The sequence below is a fragment of the Streptomyces sp. NBC_00443 genome, assembly GCF_036014175.1.
Taxonomy (GTDB): Bacteria; Actinomycetota; Actinomycetes; order Streptomycetales; family Streptomycetaceae; genus Streptomyces.
Map to the genome: position 1 here is coordinate 4,625,712 of NZ_CP107917.1, position 18,834 is coordinate 4,644,545.

Annotated in this window: 15 protein-coding genes and 2 pseudogenes; 8 read left to right on the forward strand and 9 right to left on the reverse strand. The window is 67.3% G+C overall.

Annotation, left to right across the window (positions count from 1 at the left end; all coding sequences use genetic code 11):
- Window positions 1–40 precede the first annotated feature (40 nt).
- The 3 genes and pseudogenes from OHO27_RS20860 to OHO27_RS20870 form a co-directional block, all read right to left on the reverse strand.
- Window positions 41–1,318: an MFS transporter gene (locus OHO27_RS20860; RefSeq protein ID WP_328426122.1), complete on the reverse strand. Its 1,278-nt coding sequence runs from the start codon at window positions 1,316–1,318 to the stop codon at window positions 41–43.
- Window positions 1,319–1,418: 100 nt separating this feature from the next.
- Window positions 1,419–2,501: an inositol-3-phosphate synthase gene (locus tag OHO27_RS20865; protein WP_328426124.1), complete on the reverse strand. Its 1,083-nt coding sequence runs from the start codon at window positions 2,499–2,501 to the stop codon at window positions 1,419–1,421.
- A 44-nt stretch (window positions 2,502–2,545) separates the two neighbouring features.
- Window positions 2,546–3,228, reverse strand: a pseudogene (locus OHO27_RS20870) (PadR family transcriptional regulator).
- A gap of 352 nt (window positions 3,229–3,580) precedes the next feature.
- Between OHO27_RS20870 and OHO27_RS20875 the strand changes: the two are divergent.
- Window positions 3,581–6,286, forward strand: a complete 2,706-nt coding sequence (locus OHO27_RS20875; RefSeq protein WP_328426126.1) for a transglycosylase domain-containing protein — start codon at window positions 3,581–3,583, stop codon at window positions 6,284–6,286.
- 205 nt (window positions 6,287–6,491) lie between these two features.
- On the forward strand, window positions 6,492–7,991 hold the full coding sequence (locus OHO27_RS20880) for a glycosyltransferase family 87 protein (RefSeq protein ID WP_328426128.1): 1,500 nt from the start codon (window positions 6,492–6,494) through the stop codon (window positions 7,989–7,991).
- A 136-nt stretch (window positions 7,992–8,127) separates the two neighbouring features.
- Here OHO27_RS20880 and OHO27_RS20885 read toward each other — a convergent pair whose 3' ends face one another.
- The 3 genes from OHO27_RS20885 to OHO27_RS20895 all read right to left on the reverse strand — a co-directional run bounded on the left by OHO27_RS20885 (window position 8,128) and on the right by OHO27_RS20895 (window position 10,902).
- Entirely contained in the window at window positions 8,128–9,159 is a 1,032-nt protein-coding gene (locus OHO27_RS20885; RefSeq protein ID WP_328426130.1) for an alanine racemase, read from the reverse strand.
- Between the two features lie 98 nt (window positions 9,160–9,257).
- Window positions 9,258–10,376: a peptidoglycan bridge formation glycyltransferase FemX gene (femX, locus tag OHO27_RS20890; protein ID WP_328426132.1), complete on the reverse strand. Its 1,119-nt coding sequence runs from the start codon at window positions 10,374–10,376 to the stop codon at window positions 9,258–9,260.
- A 217-nt stretch (window positions 10,377–10,593) separates the two neighbouring features.
- Window positions 10,594–10,902: a hypothetical protein gene (locus tag OHO27_RS20895; protein WP_328426134.1), complete on the reverse strand. Its 309-nt coding sequence runs from the start codon at window positions 10,900–10,902 to the stop codon at window positions 10,594–10,596.
- A gap of 263 nt (window positions 10,903–11,165) precedes the next feature.
- On the opposite strand from OHO27_RS20895, the gene rpsF reads away from it, so the two are divergent.
- The 4 genes and pseudogenes from rpsF (at window position 11,166) to rplI (ending at window position 12,895) form a co-directional block, all read left to right on the forward strand.
- Window positions 11,166–11,456, forward strand: coding sequence for a 30S ribosomal protein S6 (gene rpsF / locus OHO27_RS20900; protein WP_005482942.1), 291 nt, complete (start codon window positions 11,166–11,168; stop codon window positions 11,454–11,456).
- Between the two features lie 81 nt (window positions 11,457–11,537).
- Window positions 11,538–12,131: pseudogene (locus OHO27_RS20905) on the forward strand (single-stranded DNA-binding protein); the annotation flags it as partial.
- Between the two features lie 62 nt (window positions 12,132–12,193).
- Window positions 12,194–12,430, forward strand: a complete 237-nt coding sequence (rpsR, locus tag OHO27_RS20910) for a 30S ribosomal protein S18 (protein ID WP_003949403.1) — start codon at window positions 12,194–12,196, stop codon at window positions 12,428–12,430.
- A gap of 18 nt (window positions 12,431–12,448) precedes the next feature.
- Window positions 12,449–12,895: a 50S ribosomal protein L9 gene (rplI, locus tag OHO27_RS20915; RefSeq protein WP_059194386.1), complete on the forward strand. Its 447-nt coding sequence runs from the start codon at window positions 12,449–12,451 to the stop codon at window positions 12,893–12,895.
- A 124-nt stretch (window positions 12,896–13,019) separates the two neighbouring features.
- Here rplI and OHO27_RS20920 read toward each other — a convergent pair whose 3' ends face one another.
- Window positions 13,020–14,357 (reverse strand): MATE family efflux transporter, encoded by a 1,338-nt coding sequence (locus OHO27_RS20920; protein ID WP_328426139.1) that lies wholly within the window; start codon window positions 14,355–14,357, stop codon window positions 13,020–13,022.
- Window positions 14,358–14,817: 460 nt separating this feature from the next.
- Here OHO27_RS20920 and dnaB point away from each other — a divergent pair, with 460 nt between their 5' ends.
- Both dnaB and OHO27_RS20930 read left to right on the forward strand, forming a co-directional pair.
- Window positions 14,818–16,296: a replicative DNA helicase gene (gene dnaB / locus OHO27_RS20925; RefSeq protein WP_328426141.1), complete on the forward strand. Its 1,479-nt coding sequence runs from the start codon at window positions 14,818–14,820 to the stop codon at window positions 16,294–16,296.
- Window positions 16,297–16,374: 78 nt separating this feature from the next.
- A complete protein-coding gene (locus OHO27_RS20930; RefSeq protein ID WP_328426143.1) occupies window positions 16,375–17,766 on the forward strand; it encodes a serine hydrolase domain-containing protein in 1,392 nt (463 codons plus the stop codon).
- 45 nt (window positions 17,767–17,811) lie between these two features.
- On the opposite strand, the gene OHO27_RS20935 is transcribed toward OHO27_RS20930, so the two are convergent.
- Both OHO27_RS20935 and OHO27_RS20940 read right to left on the reverse strand, forming a co-directional pair.
- On the reverse strand, window positions 17,812–18,264 hold the full coding sequence (locus OHO27_RS20935; protein ID WP_328426145.1) for a GNAT family N-acetyltransferase: 453 nt from the start codon (window positions 18,262–18,264) through the stop codon (window positions 17,812–17,814).
- Window positions 18,265–18,289: 25 nt separating this feature from the next.
- Window positions 18,290–18,748 (reverse strand): MarR family winged helix-turn-helix transcriptional regulator, encoded by a 459-nt coding sequence (locus tag OHO27_RS20940; protein ID WP_328426147.1) that lies wholly within the window; start codon window positions 18,746–18,748, stop codon window positions 18,290–18,292.
- Between the last annotated feature and the right edge of the window lie 86 nt (window positions 18,749–18,834).

Below are 18,834 nucleotides of genomic sequence, written 5' to 3' on the forward strand. Positions count from 1 at the left end.
GGCCACCACTGACAGTCCCGTAGCCGCGGGGGACTCTGTGTCATTGATGTGACACAGAGCGGTGTTCAAAGCGGGCCATAGCCACCGCAACTGCCGCGTAGACAACGGCGACTGCGACCACGAGAGGTGCCGAGCGGCCGTCCGGCGGCAGTACCAGGGCGGCCACTCCGGCCGCACCGACGAACGCGACGTTGAACAGCACGTCGTAGATGGAGAAGATCCGGCCACGGAAGCCGTCCTCGACCGAGGCTTGCACGATCGTGTCCGTTGCAATCTTCGCCCCCTGCGTGGTCAGGCCGAGGACGAAAGCCGCGACCAGCATGGGAGTTGTGGCGAAGGGCAGGCCGAGCGTGGGCACCAGGAGTGCGGCGACCCCCGCGCACACGGCGATCCAGCGCCCGGGACCCAACCGTCCCGCCGCCCAGGGGGTTGCGACGGCCGCCGCGAAGAAGCCGGCGCCGGAGACCCCCAACGCCAGCCCCAGCAGGGCGAGTCCGTCATCCGCGTTCGACGAGAAGGCGTACCTGCACAGCATCAGCAGCATGACCAGCAGGGCGCCGTAGCAGAAGCGCATCAGGGTCATCGTGAGCAGAGCCCAGACCGCCTCCCGGCGTGGTGGAGTGGCTAGATGGCCGACGCCCGCGGCCAGGTCGCGCACGGTGCCGGCCAGGGCCGTCGCTATGCGTGGCTGCACCAACTCGCGATCGGGGCCGAGCAGTTCCCGTGACATGCGCAGTGCCGCAAGTCCTGCGCACAGGTACAGGGCGGCACCCAGCAGCACAACGGCCGCATCGGAGTCCCAGGCCACCAGTCGTACGACGAAGGCCAGACCGGCACCTGCGGTCGCGGCCAGCGTTCCGGCGGTCGGGGAAAGGGAGTTGGCGATGACGAGGCGCTCTTCGTCGACCACGCGTGGCAGTGCGGCGGACAGACCGGACAGGACGAAGCGGTTGACGGCCGTGACGCACAGGGCGGAGACGTAGAAGAGCCAGTCCGGGACGTCGGTGATGATCAGCACGGCCGTCGCCGAGGCCAGCACGGTGCGCAGCAGGCTGCCGTACAGAAGGACCTGGCGGCGGCGCCAGCGGTCCAGGAGGACGCCGGAGAAGGGGCCCACCAGGGAGTACGGCAGGAGCAGCACGGCCATCGCGGAGGCGATCGCGGTGGCGGACGTCTGTTTCTCCGGGGAGAAGACGACGTAGGTGGCGAGCGCGGTCTGGTAGACGCCGTCGGCGCCCTGCGAGAGCAGGCGTACGACGAGCAGACGCCGGAAGTTCCCGAAGCGCAGCAGGACCCGCAGGTCGCGTACGACGGACATGGGGCACAGCCTCACATACGGGGAGAGTCCCCGGGCGGTACAACCCGGGGACCCTCGGCAGCTCTGGCAGGAGCGTTCAACTGCGGCGCCGTGGTGCTGCTTAGCGCTCGACCTCGCCCTTGATGAACTTCTCGACGTTCTCGCGGGCCACGTCGTCGAAGTACTGCACCGGCGGGGACTTCATGAAGTAGCTCGACGCCGAGAGGATCGGGCCGCCGATGCCGCGGTCCTTGGCGATCTTCGCGGCGCGCAGGGCGTCGATGATGACGCCGGCCGAGTTCGGGGAGTCCCAGACCTCGAGCTTGTACTCCAGGTTCAGCGGGACGTCACCGAAGGCGCGGCCCTCGAGGCGGACGTAGGCCCACTTGCGGTCGTCGAGCCACGCCACGTAGTCCGACGGGCCGATGTGGACGTTCTTCTCGCCGAGCTCACGGTCGGGGATCTGCGAGGTGACGGCCTGCGTCTTGGAGATCTTCTTGGACTCCAGGCGCTCGCGCTCGAGCATGTTCTTGAAGTCCATGTTGCCGCCGACGTTCAGCTGCATCGTGCGGTCCAGGACGACGCCGCGGTCCTCGAACAGCTTCGCCATGACGCGGTGCGTGATGGTGGCGCCGACCTGGGACTTGATGTCGTCGCCGACGATCGGGACGCCCGCTTCGGTGAACTTGTCCGCCCACTCCTTCGTACCGGCGATGAAGACCGGCAGGGCGTTGACGAAGGCGACCTTGGCGTCGATGGCGCACTGGGCGTAGAACTTCGCCGCGTCCTCGGAGCCGACGGGCAGGTAGCAGACGAGGACGTCGACCTGCTTGTCCTTGAGGATCTGGACGACGTCGACCGGCGCGTCGGCGGACTCCTCGATGGTCTCGCGGTAGTACTTGCCGAGACCATCGAGAGTGTGGCCACGCTGGACGGTCACGCCGGTGCGCGGCACGTCGCAGATCTTGATGGTGTTGTTCTCACTGGCGCCGATGGCGTCCGTGAGGTCGAGGCCGACCTTCTTCGCGTCGACATCGAAGGCGGCGACGAACTCGACGTCACGGACGTGGTACTCGCCGAACTGCACGTGCATCAGGCCGGGGACCTTGGACGCCGGGTCGGCGTCCTTGTAGTACTCGACTCCCTGAACCAGCGACGCGGCACAGTTGCCCACGCCGACGACGGCTACGCGAACCGAACCCATTCCGGTTGCTCCCTGTGTGTACGAGTGAGGCCCTGACTGAGCTCTCACGTGGCGGTGTCGCCGGGCGAATCCGTCCTGGGGGTGTCCCCGGGACGGGGCAGATCGCCCGGCTCTCCATTTGTGGTGTCCTGCTGAGCGGGCCCCCCGGCAGCGGAACCCTTCAGGTCCCGCCCGGCCCGCTCGCTCTCGATGAGCTCGTTCAGCCAGCGCACTTCGCGCTCCACGGACTCCATCCCGTGGCGCTGGAGCTCAAGCGTGTAGTCGTCGAGGCGCTCCCGCGTGCGTGACAGGGAGGCGTGCATCTTCTCCAGACGCTCCTCCAGCCGGCTGCGTCGGCCCTCCAGCACGCGCATGCGCACGTCCTGCGGTGTGCGTCCGAAGAAGGCAAATCGGGCAGCGAAGTGCTCGTCCTCGTACGCGTCGGGGCCGGTCTGCGAGAGCAGTTCCTCGAAGTGCTCCTTACCTTCCGCCGTCAACCGGTAGACGATTTTGCGCGACGCCCCGCGAGTGGTGCGGCAAGGGCGTCCTCGGTGGTGTGCCCAGGTTCCTCGATCAACCAGCCGTTGGCGACCAGCGTCTTGAGGCAGGGGTAGAGCGTGCCGTAGCTGAACGCGCGGAATACGCCCAGTGACGTGTTGAGTCGTTTGCGCAGCTCGTAGCCGTGCATGGGGGACTCGCGGAGCAGTCCGAGGACGGCGAACTCGAGGATCCCGGACCGTCGGCTCATCCCCTCGCCCCCTCGTCATATCTCGCGCTGATGTATCGACTCGATACATCTAGACGATAGAACGGCCTTCCGGGCGGGACAAGTGGGGGAACGGTGAACGGGATCACATCAACGATTCATGTGGAGCGAGTTGCCTGATTTGGGGTGAAGTTCGGGACTAGGCGGGCTTTGACGGTGCGTAGTCTGTGCGCCATGCACAGCACCGGGAACCGCGTGACACCTGAGGGCGTCGTTGTCCTTGGTGCAGTACGGGTGAATGCAGAAGCGACCACATCCGTACTTCGGGGGGACCGGAAATCAGCCGCCGTTGTCAGGCGCGCAGGGGTGCGCCTGCCCGAGGAGTAGTCGTTCGATGAGCGAGCACCGTCGCAAACCGCCGCAGCCGCAGGACGGCGGACGTGCCGCGGCCCGACGCGGCCAGTCCGGCTCGTCCGGCTCGTCCTCCGGCCGCCGTGCGGCACCGCGAGGCGCCACCGGATCTCCTTCCGACTCGTACGGGTCGGGTTTCAGCGGTTCGGAAGGCGAAGAACGCCCGTACGGCGGGCGTGCCGAGGCACGGCGCGCGGCCCAGAGAAGCGGCGGCGGTGGACGCCGCAGAGCGGCGGAACCGGGCCGTTCCGGCCGCCGCGCCGCTCCAGGCGGCGCCCCCGGTCCCGGCCGGGGCCGAGGGCGTGCCGCTCCCCCTGGGAAGAAGCGGTTCGTCGACTATCCGCGGGCGGGCAAGTACGGCGTCGCGCGCTGGGTGCCGTCATGGAAGCTCGTGGCGGGCCTGTTCGTCGGCTTCCTCGGGAGCCTGGTGGCTGTGGCAGGTATCGGTTACGCCATGGTGGGCGTCCCGAAGGTGGACGAGACCGCTACGGCGCAGAACAACGTCTACTACTGGGCCGACGGCAGCGAAATGGTCTCCACCGGTGGCGAGACCAACCGGCAGATCATCAACCTGTCGCAGATTCCCAAGGCGATGCGGAACGCCGTGATCTCGCAGGAGAACAAGACCTTCTACACCGACAGCGGCATCGACCCGAAGGGCATCGCCCGCGCCGTGTTCAACATGGCCACCGGTGGCGAGACGCAGGGTGGTTCCACCATCACCCAGCAGTACGTGAAGAACGCGAGGCTGGGCGACCAGTCCCAGACGCTCTCGCGGAAGTTCAAGGAGATGTTCATCTCGGTCAAGGTGGGCACCACGGTGTCGAAGGACGACATCATGGCCGGCTACCTGAACTCCGCCTACTACGGGCGCAACGCCTACGGGATCCAGGCCGCCGCTCGCGCGTACTTCAACAAGGACGCCATCAAGCTGAACGAGGGGGAGTGCGCTTTCCTGGCGGCCACGCTCAAGGGCGCCACGTACTACGACCCTGCGGGTTCCGAGTCCATCGACCCGGCGGCGAATGCCGGGGCCAACCAGAAGCGGGCCCTGGTCCAGATGCAGGACACCCTCGACAAGATGGTCCAGTACGGGCATCTGAGCCCTGAGGTGCGCGCCAAGTACACCGAGCTGCCCGCCTGGAAGAACCCGCGCTTCAACTCCGCGCTGAGCGGCCAGATCGGCTACCTCGTCGATCTCGCCAACGGCTACCTGGTCAACAACAGCAAAACGACCAAGGTCACCGAGCAGAAACTGCGAGAGGGCGGTCTCTCGATCCAGACGACCTTCGACAAGAAGAAGGTCAAGGAGCTCGAGGACTCGGTGAAGAAGGTCCAGAAGGCGAACATCAAGCCCGAGGAGCGTCCGGAGACGGACACCCACGTCCAGTTCGGCGGGGCTTCGGTGGATCCGGCGACCGGTGCCATCAAGGCCATCTACGGCGGTGCGGATGCGACGAAGCACTTCACCAACAACGCTGACGTCACCGGCGCCCAGGTCGGTTCGACGTTCAAGCCGTTCGTGCTCGCGGCCGCGATGAAGTGGGGCGTGCGGAACCCGGACCTCGAAGGGGAACAGGCGCAGGACGAGCGCACCCAGGTGTCGCCGAAGAGCCTGTACAGCGGCAAGAACAAGCTCAAGATCAGGGACTACAAGGGCGACATCTGGCGGAACGAGAAGGGGGAGGAATGGAACCAGGTCAACGACGGCGATGAGTCGTACGGCACTCCTCCCGCCTACCGGATCGACCTCCGTGAGGCGATGAGGAACTCGGTGAACTCCGCCTTCGTGCAGCTCGGCATGGACATCGGGCTGGACAAGGTGAAGGAGGCGGCCGAGGACGCCGGCATCCTGGAGAGCAGCCTGACCGGTACGGACTACCCGTCCTTCTCCATCGGCACCTCTCAGCCCAGCGCGATCCGTATGGCGGGCGCCTACGCCACCTTCGCGTCCAGTGGAAAGCAGCGTGCTCCCTACTCCGTCAAGAAGGTGACGGACAAGGACGGCGAGGTCTACTCCCACAAGACCCTGACCCAGGAAGCCTTCACCCCGGAGGTCGCCGACAACGTCACGGACGTCCTGAAGACGGTCGTCGACAAGGGCACGGGCACCAGCGCCCAGCTGAGCGACCGTGAGGTGGCCGGCAAGACCGGTACCACGGACGGCAACCGGTCGGCCTGGTTCGTGGGTTACACCCCGCAGCTGTCGACGTCGATCGCGATGTTCAGGCTGGACGACAACGAGAAGAACCAGAACCGCGAGTTCCTGAAGATGTTCGGAACGGGCGGTCAGGAGAAGATCCACGGTGCTTCGTTCCCGGCCGAGATCTGGCACGACTACATGGAGCAGGCGCTGAAGGGCACGAACCCGACACCGTTCCCGGTGCCGGCGCCCATCGGTGTAGTCATCAACGACATCCCCACGCCGACGCCCAGCCCCACGCCCAGCGAGACCGAGGAAGCCAGCCCGACTCCGAGTCCGACGCCCAGTGAGTCGCTGATCTCGCCGACGCCTACGCCGACCGAGACCTGCTTCGGCTTCCAGTGCAACGACGTCGGAGGCTCGGACAACGGCGGCACGGACGGAGGGGTGACCTCCACGCCGACGCCTACGGAAACCGAGACGGACGGCAACAGCAATGGCAATGCCAACGGCAACGGAGGCATCTTCGGCGGACCGTCAGGCTGACGGGCTCGTCCGACGCCAGAAGGCCGGTGGCTGGCATCCCCGCAGTGGGGTGCCGGCCACCGGCCTTCGTCATGAGCGGGGCCGTGGGCGGGCCCCCTCGGGCGGGGGCCTGTTTCACGTGAAACGTCGGTTTCACGTGAAACACTCAGCCGCCTCATCCCTCTCCCTCGCACTGTCCTCAGACACGTACGGCAGGATGTGCCCCATGCCCAGTGCAGAGACGACGCCCACAAGCGCGCACGAGCCGGACCTGGTGCGGCCGACCAGGGAGGACGAGGTCGCCGCGAACGGGAGCGAGCTGATCGGTGGCCCCATCGGACGGCGGGCCCTGCTCGGCACGTCCTGGTGGACTCCGGTGCGGATCATCGTGCTCGTGGCGATCGGCATGTTCGCCCTCGGGCTGGTCCAGAAGGCACCTTGCTACAACGGCGGGTGGTTCTTCGGCGCCAGCTCGCAGTACACGCATGCCTGCTACTCGGACATCCCGCACCTGTTCCAGGGACGCGGTTTCGCCGACGGGCTGGTGCCGTACTTCGACAAGCTTCCCGGCGACATGGAGTACCTCGAATACCCGGTGCTGACCGGTGTGTTCATGGAAGTCGCCTCCTGGCTCACGACGGGCAGCGGCAGCATCCAGGACCAGGAGCAGTGGTACTGGATGGTCAACGCCGGGATGCTGATGGTCTGCGTGGCCGTCATCGCCGTCTGCGTGACCCGCACGCACGCCAGGCGTCCCTGGGACGGCCTGCTGGTCGCCCTGGCGCCTGCCGTGGCGCTGACCGCGACCATCAACTGGGACCTGCTGGCCGTCGCTCTGACGGCCGCGGCGATGCTGATGTGGTCACGTGGCCGCGGGCTTGCCTTCGGCGTCCTGCTGGGGCTCGCAACCGCCGCGAAGCTCTATCCCGTATTCCTGCTCGGCCCGCTGTTCGTCCTGTGCTGGCGCGCGGGAAAGTGGCGGGACTTCGGGAAGGCGCTGGGTGGCACGGCGGTGGCCTGGCTGGTCGTGAACCTTCCGGTGATGCTTCTTGCCTGGGAAGGCTGGTCGCAGTTCTACCGGTTCAGCCAGGAGCGAGGCGTGGACTTCGGCTCCTTCTGGCTGATCCTGGCCCAGAACTCCAGCGACCCGCTGAGCACCGAGACCGTCAACACGTTCGCCACGCTGCTGATGCTGCTGTGCTGTCTCGGCATCGCCGCACTCACGCTGACCGCGCCGCGCCGCCCGCGGTTCGCCCAGCTGGCCTTCCTGATCGTCGCGGCGTTCATCCTCACCAACAAGGTCTACTCGCCGCAGTACGTCCTGTGGCTGGTGCCTCTGGCGGTGCTGGCCCGGCCGAGGTGGCGGGACTTCCTCATCTGGCAGGCCTGCGAGGTGGCGTACTTCCTCGGGATCTGGCTGTACCTCGCTTACACGACCAGCGGGGACGCCCACAAGGGACTGCCGCCCGACGGCTACCACTGGGCCATCGGCGTGCACCTGCTGGGAACGCTGTACATGTGCGCCGTGGTCGTACGGGACATCCTCATGCCGGAGCGGGACCCGGTGCGCCGGGCCGGCGACGACGACCCGACGGGGGGCGTCCTCGACGGGGCGGAGGACGTGTTCGTGCTCGGCCAGGCAGCCCATCCCCCGCGGCACGCGGCCCACTTCGAGGGGCCGCAGGTGGAGTGGGGCAACCGGGGGGCGGCCGAAGGTTCGCTCTGAGCGAACATGGCGTAGACAGTGCAGGTGAGAGGCCGAGCACGCGAAAGGCCGAGCACGCGAAAGGCCGTACACGGGAGAGTCCGTGTACGGCCTTTCGTTGGTGCGGCGTTGCCGACCGAGTGCCGAGTGCGGCAGCTCAGCGGTCCACGATCCGGTCGAACTGCGTGGTGGTGTGCCGGAGATGGGCGACGAGCTCATCTCCGACCTTCGGCTCGGGCGCGTCCGAGGGAACGAACAGGATCGACACCTGCATATGCGGCGGCTCCGCGAACCAGCGCTGCTTGCCGCCCCACACGAAGGGAGCCAGGTTCCGGTTGACCGTGGCGAGACCGGCCCGGGCGACGCCCTTGGCGCGCGGCATGACGCCGTGCAGCGCCTTGGGGGCCTCCAGGCCCACCCCGTGCGACGTACCGCCCGCCACGACCACCAGGAAGCCGTCCGAGGCCGCCTTCTGCTGCCGGTAGCCGAAGCGGTCGCCCTTGGAGACGCGGGTGACGTCCAGGACCGCACCGCGGTACTCGGTGGCGTCGTGGTCCCCCAGCCACAGCCGGGTGCCGATGCGGGCGCGGAAGCGGGTCTGCGGGAACTGCTGCTGCAGGCGGGCCAGTTCCTCGGCCTTGAGATGGCTGACGAACATCGTGTGCAGCGGCAGCCGGGCCGCGCGCAGCCGGTCCATCCAGCCGATGACCTCCTCGACGGCGTCCGAGCCGTCGGTGCGGTCCAGCGGCAGGTGGATGGCGAAGCCCTCGAGCCGGACGTTCTCTATGGCGGCGTGCAGCTGCGGCAGGTCGTGCTCGCTGACACCGTGCCGCTTCATCGAGGACATCACCTCGATGACGACACGGGCGCCCACGAGGCCGTACACGCCGTCCACCGACGACACCGAGCGGATGACCCGGTCAGGCAGCGGCACCGGCTCCTCGCCGCGCCGGTACGGCGTCAGAACCAACAGGTCACCGCCGAACCAGTCCTTGATGCGCGCGGCCTCGTACGTCGTGCCGATCGCGAGGATGTCCGAGCCCAGTCGAGTGGCCTCCTCCGCCAGCCGCTCGTGCCCGAAGCCGTAGCCGTTGCCCTTGCAGACCGGGACGAGTCCCGGGAACTGCTCCTGCACGTGCTTGTGGTGCGCCCGCCAGCGCGCGGTGTCGACGTAGAGCGTGAGCGCCATGGCCGGACCTGGAACCTTTCTCGTGGCTGCGGTGTATCAGAGGTATGGAAGCTATCGACAATGCAGCTGTTGACGGTATCGAAGCAGAGAGCGCAAGGTCAGCGACGCGACATGTAGATGTCGAGCGCCTTGTGCAGCAGCTTGTTGAGCGGGAAGTCCCACTCGCCGAGGTACTCGGCGGCCTGGCCGCCGGTGCCCACCTTGAACTGGATCAGGCCGAAGAGGTGGTCGGTCTCGTCCAGGGAGTCGGAGATGCCGCGCAGGTCGTAGACGGTCGCGCCGAGCGCGTAGGCGTCGCGGAGCATCCGCCACTGCATCGCGTTCGAGGGCCGGACCTCACGGCCGATGTTGTCGGAGGCGCCGTAGGAGTACCAGACGTGCCCGCCGACGATCAGCATCGTCGCCGCCGACAGGTTCACTCCGTTGTGACGGGCGAAGTACAGCCGCATGCGGTTGGGGTCCTCGGAGTTGAGGGCTGTCCACATGCGCTGGAAGTACGACAGCGGGCGCGGGCGGAAGTGGTCGCGCACGGCCGTGATCTCGTACAGGCGCTGCCACTCCTCAAGGTCGTGGTAACCGCCCTGGACGACCTCGACGCCGGCCTTCTCGGCCTTCTTGATGTTGCGTCGCCACAGCTGGTTGAAGTTCTTGTGGACTTCTTCGAGGGAGCGGTTGGCCAGCGGCACCTGGTAGACGTAGCGGGGCTGTACGTCGCCGAAACCGGCCCCGCCGTCCTCGCCCTGCTGCCAGCCCATGCGGCGGAGCTTGTCGGCGACCTCGAAGGCGCGCGGCTCGATGAAGTCGGCCTCGATGTCACGCAGCCGCTTCACGTCCGGGTTCTGGATGCCGGCCTTGATGGACGTGGCCTCCCAGCGCCTGATGATCACCGGGGGGCCCATCTTCACGGAGAAGGCGCCCTGGTTCTTCAGATGCGCGAGCATCGGTTCCAGCCAGTCGGTCAGGTTCGGCGTGAACCAGTTGATGACCGGGCCCTCGGGCAGATAGGCGAGATAGCGCTTGATCTTGGGCAGCTGCCGGTAGAGGACAAGGCCCGCGCCGACGAGTTCACCGGACTTGTCGAACCACCCGAGGCTCTCCGAGCGCCACTCCGCCTTGACGTCTGCCCAGGCCGGGACCTGCATGTGGCTCGCCGACGGCAGGCTCTGGATGTATGCCAGATGCTGCTCGCGACTGATCGTCCTCAGGGTCAGGCTCATTCGGGGCGCTCCTCGGGCTGGTGTGTCCCCATGGGTTCAGGGGCTCCGGCTCTCGCGCCGAAGCCTACTGCGCCTTGCGAGCGCCCCGACTGGGCGTACGGCAGCTTCGCCCCGGCCTTGAGGCCGCCGGGGCGTTCGAGGGTGTTCTATGCGCTGCTGTGCCGATGTTCGGAGGTCGGGCTCCGTGACCGGTGCGAGAAGGGCGTGGGCGCAGGCGTCAGAAGCCGCCGAAGAGCCCGCCGTGTGCCATGCCGAGGAAGAAGCCGACTCCGGAGGCGCCGAGACCCACGATCAGGCCGAAGCGCTCACGGGTCGTCTCCGAGACCCACTGGCCGTAAGCACCGGTAAGGATGCCCACCAGACCGGTCCAGGAGCTGAGCAGGTGCAAGAAGTGGAACTGGGCCGTGATGAACGACGTGATGCCGAGCACCAGGGTCACCACGAGCAGGGTGTCCTGGATGGGATGGGACTTTCCGTCCGTGGCGAAGAGGCCTCCGACGGTGTTGGGTCGCATTGCCTGTGCCATAGGGCACCTCCTGCGGAAGGCGGCGCATCGTAGCGCCATACACACCCGATGTGTACAGATTGTGGACCAGCGCGGCCGGATTTCAACCGGAAGCGGGTGTGCGGGTACTGTGTACCGTCTGCACCGGTGTCTGCCCGGGCCAGCTCGGGGCGACCGCGAGGTCACCCCGATTGTCAGTGGCGGCCGATACCGTTGCGTACGCATAACAACCCTCCTGCCACGGAACGACCGTGGCCGCTGAGTCCAAAGGAGGTGGGTTCCACATGCGTCACTACGAGGTGATGGTCATCCTCGACCCCGATCTGGAGGAGCGCGCTGTCGCCCCCCTGATCGAGAACTTCCTCTCCGTCGTCCGTGAGGGCAACGGGAAGGTCGAGAAGGTCGACACCTGGGGCCGTCGTCGTCTCTCGTACGAGATCAAGAAGAAGCCCGAGGGCATCTACTCGGTCATCGACCTGCAGGCCGAGCCTGCGGTCGTGAAGGAGCTCGACCGCCAGATGAACCTGAACGAGTCGGTCCTCCGGACCAAGGTCCTCCGCCCCGAGACCCACTGAGCTCTCCCGCTCAGCTGATCTCGGGATTCGAGTAGCAGCAACCAAGCAGCCAGAGCAGCAAACCCGCCGAGAGGTACCCCCATGGCAGGCGAGACCGTCATCACGGTCGTCGGCAATCTTGTCGATGACCCCGAGCTGCGCTTCACCCCCTCCGGTGCGGCGGTCGCGAAGTTCCGTGTCGCGTCCACTCCCCGCACCTTCGACCGTCAGACGAACGAGTGGAAGGACGGCGAGAGCCTGTTCCTGACCTGCTCGGTCTGGCGTCAGGCGGCGGAGAACGTCGCGGAGTCGCTCCAGCGAGGCATGCGCGTCATCGTGCAGGGCCGGCTGAAGCAGCGGTCCTACGAGGACCGCGAGGGCGTCAAGCGCACGGTCTACGAACTGGACGTCGAGGAAGTCGGCGCCAGCCTGCGTAGCGCCACGGCCAAGGTCACCAAGACCTCCGGTGGCGCTCGCGGTGGCCAGGGTGGTTACGGCGGCGGTGGCGGCCAGGGTGGCGGCGGCTGGGGTGGAAACTCCGGCGGCGGTCAGCAGGGCGGCGGCGCTCCCGCCGACGACCCGTGGGCCACCGGCGCTCCCGCCGGTGGCAGCAACCAGGGCGGCGGCGGTGGCGGCGGCTGGGGTGGAAACTCCGGCGGCGGTCAGCAAGGCGGCGGCTACTCGGACGAACCCCCTTCTAGGCCCCTGGGCCGAGGGTGGGTCGTACCCACACTTCTTGATCACACAGGAGAAACATCATGGCGAAGCCGCCTGTGCGCAAGCCGAAGAAAAAGGTCTGCGCATTCTGCAAGGACAAGGTCACGTACGTGGACTACAAGGACACGAACATGCTGCGGAAGTTCATTTCCGACCGCGGCAAGATCCGTGCCCGCCGCGTGACCGGCAACTGCACGCAGCATCAGCGTGACGTCGCCACGGCCGTGAAGAACAGCCGTGAGATGGCGCTGCTGCCCTACACCTCCACCGCGCGATAAGGGAAGGGTGACCGAAACATGAAGATCATCCTCACCCACGAGGTCTCCGGCCTCGGAGCTGCGGGCGACGTCGTCGACGTCAAGGACGGTTACGCTCGCAACTACCTGATCCCGCGGAAGTTCGCTATCCGCTGGACCAAGGGCGGCGAGAAGGACGTCGAGCAGATCCGTCGTGCTCGTAAGATCCACGAGATCCAGACCATCGAGCAGGCCAACCAGATCAAGGGTCAGCTCGAGGCCGTCAAGGTCCGTCTGGCCGTTCGCTCTGGCGACGCCGGTCGTCTCTTCGGTTCCGTCACCCCGGCCGACATCGCTTCCGCGATCAAGGCTTCCGGTGGCCCCGAGGTCGACAAGCGCCGCATCGAGCTCGGTTCGCCGATCAAGACCCTGGGCGCCCACGAGACGTCCGTGCGTCTGCACCCTGAGGTTGCCGCCAAGGTCAACATCGAGGTTGTCGCGGCCTGATTGCTGCGCGCTCGGCTTGAACAGCTGAGATGAGGGGCCGTGCCCGCTGGGTACGGCCCCTCATCTGTGCAGTGGGTCAGATCGAGCCCGTTTCACGTGAAACAGCGTGTTTCACGTGAAACATTCAGCGCGTCGCGCCCGTGACGAGCCAGCGGCCGGAGCGGGTGCGTGCCCAGAGCGTTAGCATGCGCACCGTCATCATCAGTGTCATGGCTGACCAGATTGCGGTGAGGCCGCCGCCGACCGCGAGGATGAGCAGCGCTACCGGGGTGAACACCGCCAGGGTGAGCACCATGGCCCAGGCGAGGTAGGGGCCGTCGCCTGCTCCCATCAGGACGCCGTCCAGGACGAAGACGACGCCGCAGATCGGCTGGGAGAGCGCCACCACGAGCAGGGCGGGCAGGGCCGTGTTCTGGACGGCCGCGTCGCTGGTGAACAACGGCAGGAAGAGCGGCCGGGCGATCACCACGAGCAGCCCGAGGACGACGCCCGCTGCGACGCCCCACTCCATCATGCGCCGGCAGACGGCTCGTGCGCCCTCGGTGTCGTCGGCCCCGAGGTACCGCCCGATGATTGCCTGCCCAGCTATGGCGATGGCGTCCAGCGCAAAGGCCAGCAGGCTCCACAGCGACAGGATGATCTGGTGCGCAGCGATGTCCGCGTCCCCGAGGCGGGCCGCGACGGCCGTCGCAATCATCAGGATGGCCCGCAACGAGAGGGTGCGGACCAGCAGCGGCACTCCGGCTTGTGCGGAGGCCCTTATGCCGACCGCGTCGGGGCGCAGAGAGGCACCGTGCTCGCGAGCCCCGCGGACGACGACTATGAGATAGACCGCGGCCATGCCCCATTGGGCGATGACCGTGCCCCAGGCGGAGCCTGCGATACCGAGATCGGCGCCGTAGACGAGACCGACGTTCAGGACGGCATTGGCGACGAAGCCGGCGACAGCGACGTAGAGAGGAGTCTTGGTGTCCTGGAGTCCGCGGAGGACGCCGGTCGCGGCGAGCACGACGAGCATGGCCGGGATGCCGAGTGCCGAGATCCGTAGATAGGTCGTCGCGTACGGGGCTGCTGTGTCCGAGGCACCGAAGAGTTCCACGAGAAACGGTGCCGTGGGCAGGACGACCGCGATGACGGCGGCGCCGAGGAGGAGGGCCAGCCAGATGCCGTCCATGCCCTGGCGGATGGCGGCTTGGAGGTCGCCGGCGCCGACGCGTCGGGCAACGGCCGCTGTGGTGGCGTAGGCGAGGAAGACGAAGACGCTGACGGCCGTCATGAGGAGGGCGGAAGCAACCCCGAGCCCGGCGAGCTGTGCTGTGCCGAGATGGCCGACGATCGCGCTGTCGGCGATGACGAAGAGGGGCTCGGCGACGAGTGCGCCGAAGGCCGGGACAGCCAGTGCGACGATCTCTCGGTCGTGCTGTCGCCGGGCGGCCTTGGGAGTCGCGGGAGCCTGTGTCATGGCCACCAATCTAATCATCCACAGGTAAGAGATGCAATGGAGTACTGACCCTTACTCACCGTCTCGTGGTGTGTGCTCTTGTGCACCGTTCGAAGCGATCTTGGTCCGACTGGGGAAGTTTTTCTTCTGCACAGCCGGTGGATGGCAAAACAGCAGGTCAGGATCCCTGATCGAGATTTGATGGGGGCTTGTTCACAGGGCTGTCCACCGTGTCGTGCACAGGTTTTGTGGAGTTCTCCACAGCATCCGGGCCGTCGTCCACATGGCCTGTGGATAACCAGATTGGCTGACGGTGCTTGCAGGCCTACCGTGGTCCGGCGCCCACTCCGTCCGTCGGCCCGGGAAACCGCCGTACAACCGACGTGCCAGGACCGGAGTTGGGCCTCTCATTTGTCAGTGCCGTGCCGTAGAACAGAGGGGCACGGCGAGGTCCGCTCGGCGGACGGGAGGAGGCTGCTCGGTGAGCATTTCCGAGCCCTTGGACGACCCGTGGGCCGACAGCGGCCCCAGTGATCGTCTGCCTGCCTCCCGCCGACAGGGCGACAGCGGCCGAGGACGTGACGAGCAGCACGATCGCGGCCGGGAGAACGGTCAGTGGGACGGCGGCGGTTCGGCCTTCGAGCGGGTGCCGCCGCAGGACCTCGACGCCGAGCAGTCCGTCCTCGGCGGCATGCTCCTGTCCAAGGACGCCATCGCCGATGTCGTCGAGGTCATCAAGGGCCACGACTTCTACAAGCCCGCCCACGAGACGATCTTCCAGGCGATCCTCGACGTCTATGCCAAGGGGGAGCCGGCCGACCCCATCACCATTGCCGCCGAGCTCACCAAGCGCGGCGAGATCAACAAGGTCGGTGGCGCCTCCTATCTCCACACCCTCGTCCAGACGGTGCCCACGGCGGCGAACGCCGAGTACTACGCGGAGATCGTTCACGAGCGAGCCGTTCTGCGCCGTCTGGTCGAGGCCGGCACCCGCATCACGCAGATGGGATACGCGGCCGACGACGACGTCGACGAGATCGTCAACCGCGCGCAGGCCGAGATCTACGCGGTCACCGAGCAACGGACCAGCGAGGACTATCTGCCGCTCGGCGACATCATGGAGGGCGCGCTCGACGAGATCGAGGCGATCGGCTCCCGTACCGGCGAGATGACGGGCGTGCCCACCGGGTTCACGGACCTCGACTCGCTCACCAACGGACTGCACCCGGGCCAGATGGTCGTCATCGCGGCGCGTCCCGCGATGGGTAAGTCCACGCTCGCGCTGGACTTCGCGCGGGCGGCGTCGATCAAACACAACCTGGCCAGCGTCATCTTCTCCCTGGAAATGGGGCGTAACGAGATCGCGATGCGTCTGTTGTCGGCCGAGGCGCGCGTGGCGCTGCATCACATGCGTTCCGGCACGATGACGGACGAGGACTGGACGCGCCTGGCGCGGCGGATGCCCGAGGTCTCGGCGGCACCGCTCTACATCGACGACTCCCCGAACCTGTCGATGATGGAGATCCGTGCGAAGTGCCGTCGCCTGAAGCAGCGCAACGACATCAAGCTCGTGATCATCGACTATCTGCAGCTGATGCAGGCCGGTGGTTCGAAGCGTTCCGAGAGCCGTCAGCAGGAGGTCTCGGACATGTCCCGTAACCTCAAGCTCCTGGCCAAGGAGCTGGAGGTCCCGGTGATCGCGCTCTCGCAGCTCAACCGTGGCCCCGAGCAGCGCACGGACAAGAAGCCGATGGTGTCCGACCTGCGTGAGTCCGGCTCCATCGAGCAGGACGCCGACATGGTGATCCTGCTGCACCGCGAGGACGCCTACGAGAAGGAGTCGCCCCGCGCGGGCGAGGCGGACATCATCGTGGGCAAGCACCGTAACGGCCCGACGGCGACGATCACGGTCGCCTTCCAGGGGCACTACTCACGATTCGTGGACATGGCGCAGACCTGATCGGGGTCCGCACGCGGGGATGGCGAGCCTCGGGGATATGCGCTCGACTCCCGTTGGCCGACGGGGTGGACTGGGGCCATGACGACACCTCAGGAAGATCTGCTCCCTGCCACGCGTCGAGCGCTGCTGCACCGCATCGCAGTGGCCCAGGCCGAAGGACGCACGCCCTCGCTGGTCGCCGCGGTCGTACGGGACGGTCGGGCGGTGTGGCACGGCTCGCGTACCTCGGTGGACGGGCACGGGCCGGACGAGAACGTGCAGTACCGCATCGGCTCCATCACCAAGACCTTCACCGCCGTTCTCGTCCTGCGCCTGCGCGACGAGGGCCTGCTGGCCCTCGGGGACCGGTTGGAGAAGCATCTGCCGGGCACGGCAGCGGGGGAGGCCACGATCGCCGAACTGCTCGCGCACACCAGCGGGCTGGCGGCCGAGACGCCCGGATCCTGGTGGGAGCGGACCCCTGGATCACTGCGCCCCGAGCTCTCCGACGTCCTGGGCGAGCAACCCTTCCTGTATCCGTCCGGCCGCCGCTTCCACTACTCGAACTCCGGCTACACGTTGCTGGGCGCTCTGGTCGAGAAGCTGCGCGACGCTCCGTGGGAGGACGTACTCCGGCGTGAAGTGCTCGAACCCCTGGGACTGAGCCGGACGAGTACACGACCGCAGGCACCGCATGCCGGCGGCTGGGCGGTCCATCCCTGGGCCGATGTGATGCTTCCCGAGCCCCTCGAAGACCTCGGTCGGATGGCCCCGGCCGGTCAACTCTGGTCGACAACCGCCGACTTGGGGAACTTCGCCGCGTTCCTGATCAAGGGCGATGTCCGTGTGCTGAGCGCCGAGTCGCTGCGGGAGATGAGGACACCGGCGGCACCGTCGGAGGCGGCGGATGTGGCGAGTGGGTACGCGTACTGCCTGGGCCTGGAGATCCGGCGTCAGGACGGCAGGACCCTCATTGGGCACTCGGGATCCCTGCCGGGCTTCCTCGCCTGCCTCACTGCCGGCGTGGAGGACGATCTCGCAGCCATCGTGCTGACCAACTGCACCTCGGGCCCGCTGCTGTTCACGGTCGCCGCCGACCTCGTCCGGATCGTCGCCGAAGCCGAGCCCCGCTTCCCCGAGCCGTGGCGTCCGATGACCGAGGCCGGCGCCATGCACCTGGAGTTGGCCGGTCAGTGGTACTGGGGGACACACGCCTTCGCGCTGCGGCTGACGGCCGACGGGCTGCTCTCCTTGGAGCCGCTGTCGGGCAAGGGCCGCCGCTCGCGGTTCCGAGCCAACGGTGACGGCACATGGACAGGCCTGGAGGGCTACTACGCCGGCGAGCGCCTGAGGGCCCTACGACGCCCCGACGGGACCGTGGACCATCTGGACCTAGGGTCGTTCGTCTTCACGCGTCAGCCATACGACGAGGGGGCTGCTGTGCCGGGCGGTGTGGATCCGGAGGGGTGGCGGGGGATCGGCACGGCCTGACGGTTCAGGTGAGCGCCTGTTTCACGTGAAACAGGCGTTCTGTGGTCACAGCTGGATCTTGAAGCCCAAGTGCGAGGCTGTAAAGCCGAGCCGCTCATAGAAGCGGTGGGCGTCGGTACGGGACTTGTCGGTGGTCAGCTGTACCAACTGGCAGTTCTGACGCCGGGATTCGGCGACCGCCCACTCGATGAGCTGTGTACCCAGGCCGCTGCCGCGCTCGTCGGCGTGGATCCGCACACCTTCGATGATGGATCGGGTCGCGCCCATGCGGGACAGCCCGGGAATGATCGTGAGCTGGAGAGTGCCGATGACGCGGCCTTCGCGGACGGCCACGACCAGGTGCTGGTTCGGATCGGCGCTGAGCCGTTCCAGGGCGTCCAGGTAAGGGGCCAGGTCGTCCGGTGACTCACGCTGTGCACCCAGCGGATCGTCCGCGAGCATGCCGACGATCGCGGAAACATCATCGGCGACGGCGGCTCGTATCTCAAGATCTCCCATGCCCGCACCCTATGCGGACGGGCTCTCAGGCGGGGATGCGGAGCATCTCGACGGCTCGGACCAGCGGGGCCAGCTCGGGGTTGGTCGCGGCCTCGTCGAGGGCCTGGCGCAGTGCTTTGTCGTTGGTGGGCCGTGCCTCTTCGAGGAGGGTGAGGCCTGCTTCGGTGACGTCGGTGTAGATGCCGCGGCGGTCGGTGGGGCAGAGGTAGCGCGAGAGCAGGCCGCGGTCCTCGAGCCGGGTGACGAGTCGGGTGGTGGCGCTCTGGCTGAGGACCACGGCGTCGGCGACCTGCTTCATCTGCAGGTGGCCGCCTTCGCCGCTGTGCTGGCGGCTGAGCACGTCGAGCAGGGAGTACTCGCGCACGCTCAGGTCGTGCCCGGTCTGCAGGGCGCGCTCGATCTGCGCCTCGATCCTCCCGTGCAGCAGGGACAGGGCGCACCAGCCCTGGGCGAGCGCGGTGAGCGCGGGGTCCGTGGCAGTCATGCCGTTTCCTCCGTCCTGAAGTGGCTGAAGCCAGAGTGGAGCCGTATCACAATAGTCGGCGCTTGCAAGTATGACGCGTCTGCAAG

Coding starts and splice junctions, on each gene's coding strand:
- OHO27_RS20875 (WP_328426126.1), top strand. CDS start 3,581: ATGAGCGAGCACCGTCGCAAACCGCCGCAGCCGCAGGACGGCGGACGT.
- OHO27_RS20920 (WP_328426139.1), bottom strand. CDS start 14,357: ATGACACAGGCTCCCGCGACTCCCAAGGCCGCCCGGCGACAGCACGAC.
- rpsR (WP_003949403.1), top strand. CDS start 12,194: ATGGCGAAGCCGCCTGTGCGCAAGCCGAAGAAAAAGGTCTGCGCATTC.
- OHO27_RS20935 (WP_328426145.1), bottom strand. CDS start 18,264: ATGGGAGATCTTGAGATACGAGCCGCCGTCGCCGATGATGTTTCCGCG.
- OHO27_RS20885 (WP_328426130.1), bottom strand. CDS start 9,159: ATGGCGCTCACGCTCTACGTCGACACCGCGCGCTGGCGGGCGCACCAC.
- femX (WP_328426132.1), bottom strand. CDS start 10,376: ATGAGCCTGACCCTGAGGACGATCAGTCGCGAGCAGCATCTGGCATAC.
- OHO27_RS20895 (WP_328426134.1), bottom strand. CDS start 10,902: ATGGCACAGGCAATGCGACCCAACACCGTCGGAGGCCTCTTCGCCACG.
- OHO27_RS20865 (WP_328426124.1), bottom strand. CDS start 2,501: ATGGGTTCGGTTCGCGTAGCCGTCGTCGGCGTGGGCAACTGTGCCGCG.
- OHO27_RS20880 (WP_328426128.1), top strand. CDS start 6,492: ATGCCCAGTGCAGAGACGACGCCCACAAGCGCGCACGAGCCGGACCTG.
- rpsF (WP_005482942.1), top strand. CDS start 11,166: ATGCGTCACTACGAGGTGATGGTCATCCTCGACCCCGATCTGGAGGAG.
- OHO27_RS20930 (WP_328426143.1), top strand. CDS start 16,375: ATGACGACACCTCAGGAAGATCTGCTCCCTGCCACGCGTCGAGCGCTG.
- OHO27_RS20940 (WP_328426147.1), bottom strand. CDS start 18,748: ATGACTGCCACGGACCCCGCGCTCACCGCGCTCGCCCAGGGCTGGTGC.
- rplI (WP_059194386.1), top strand. CDS start 12,449: ATGAAGATCATCCTCACCCACGAGGTCTCCGGCCTCGGAGCTGCGGGC.
- OHO27_RS20860 (WP_328426122.1), bottom strand. CDS start 1,318: ATGTCCGTCGTACGCGACCTGCGGGTCCTGCTGCGCTTCGGGAACTTC.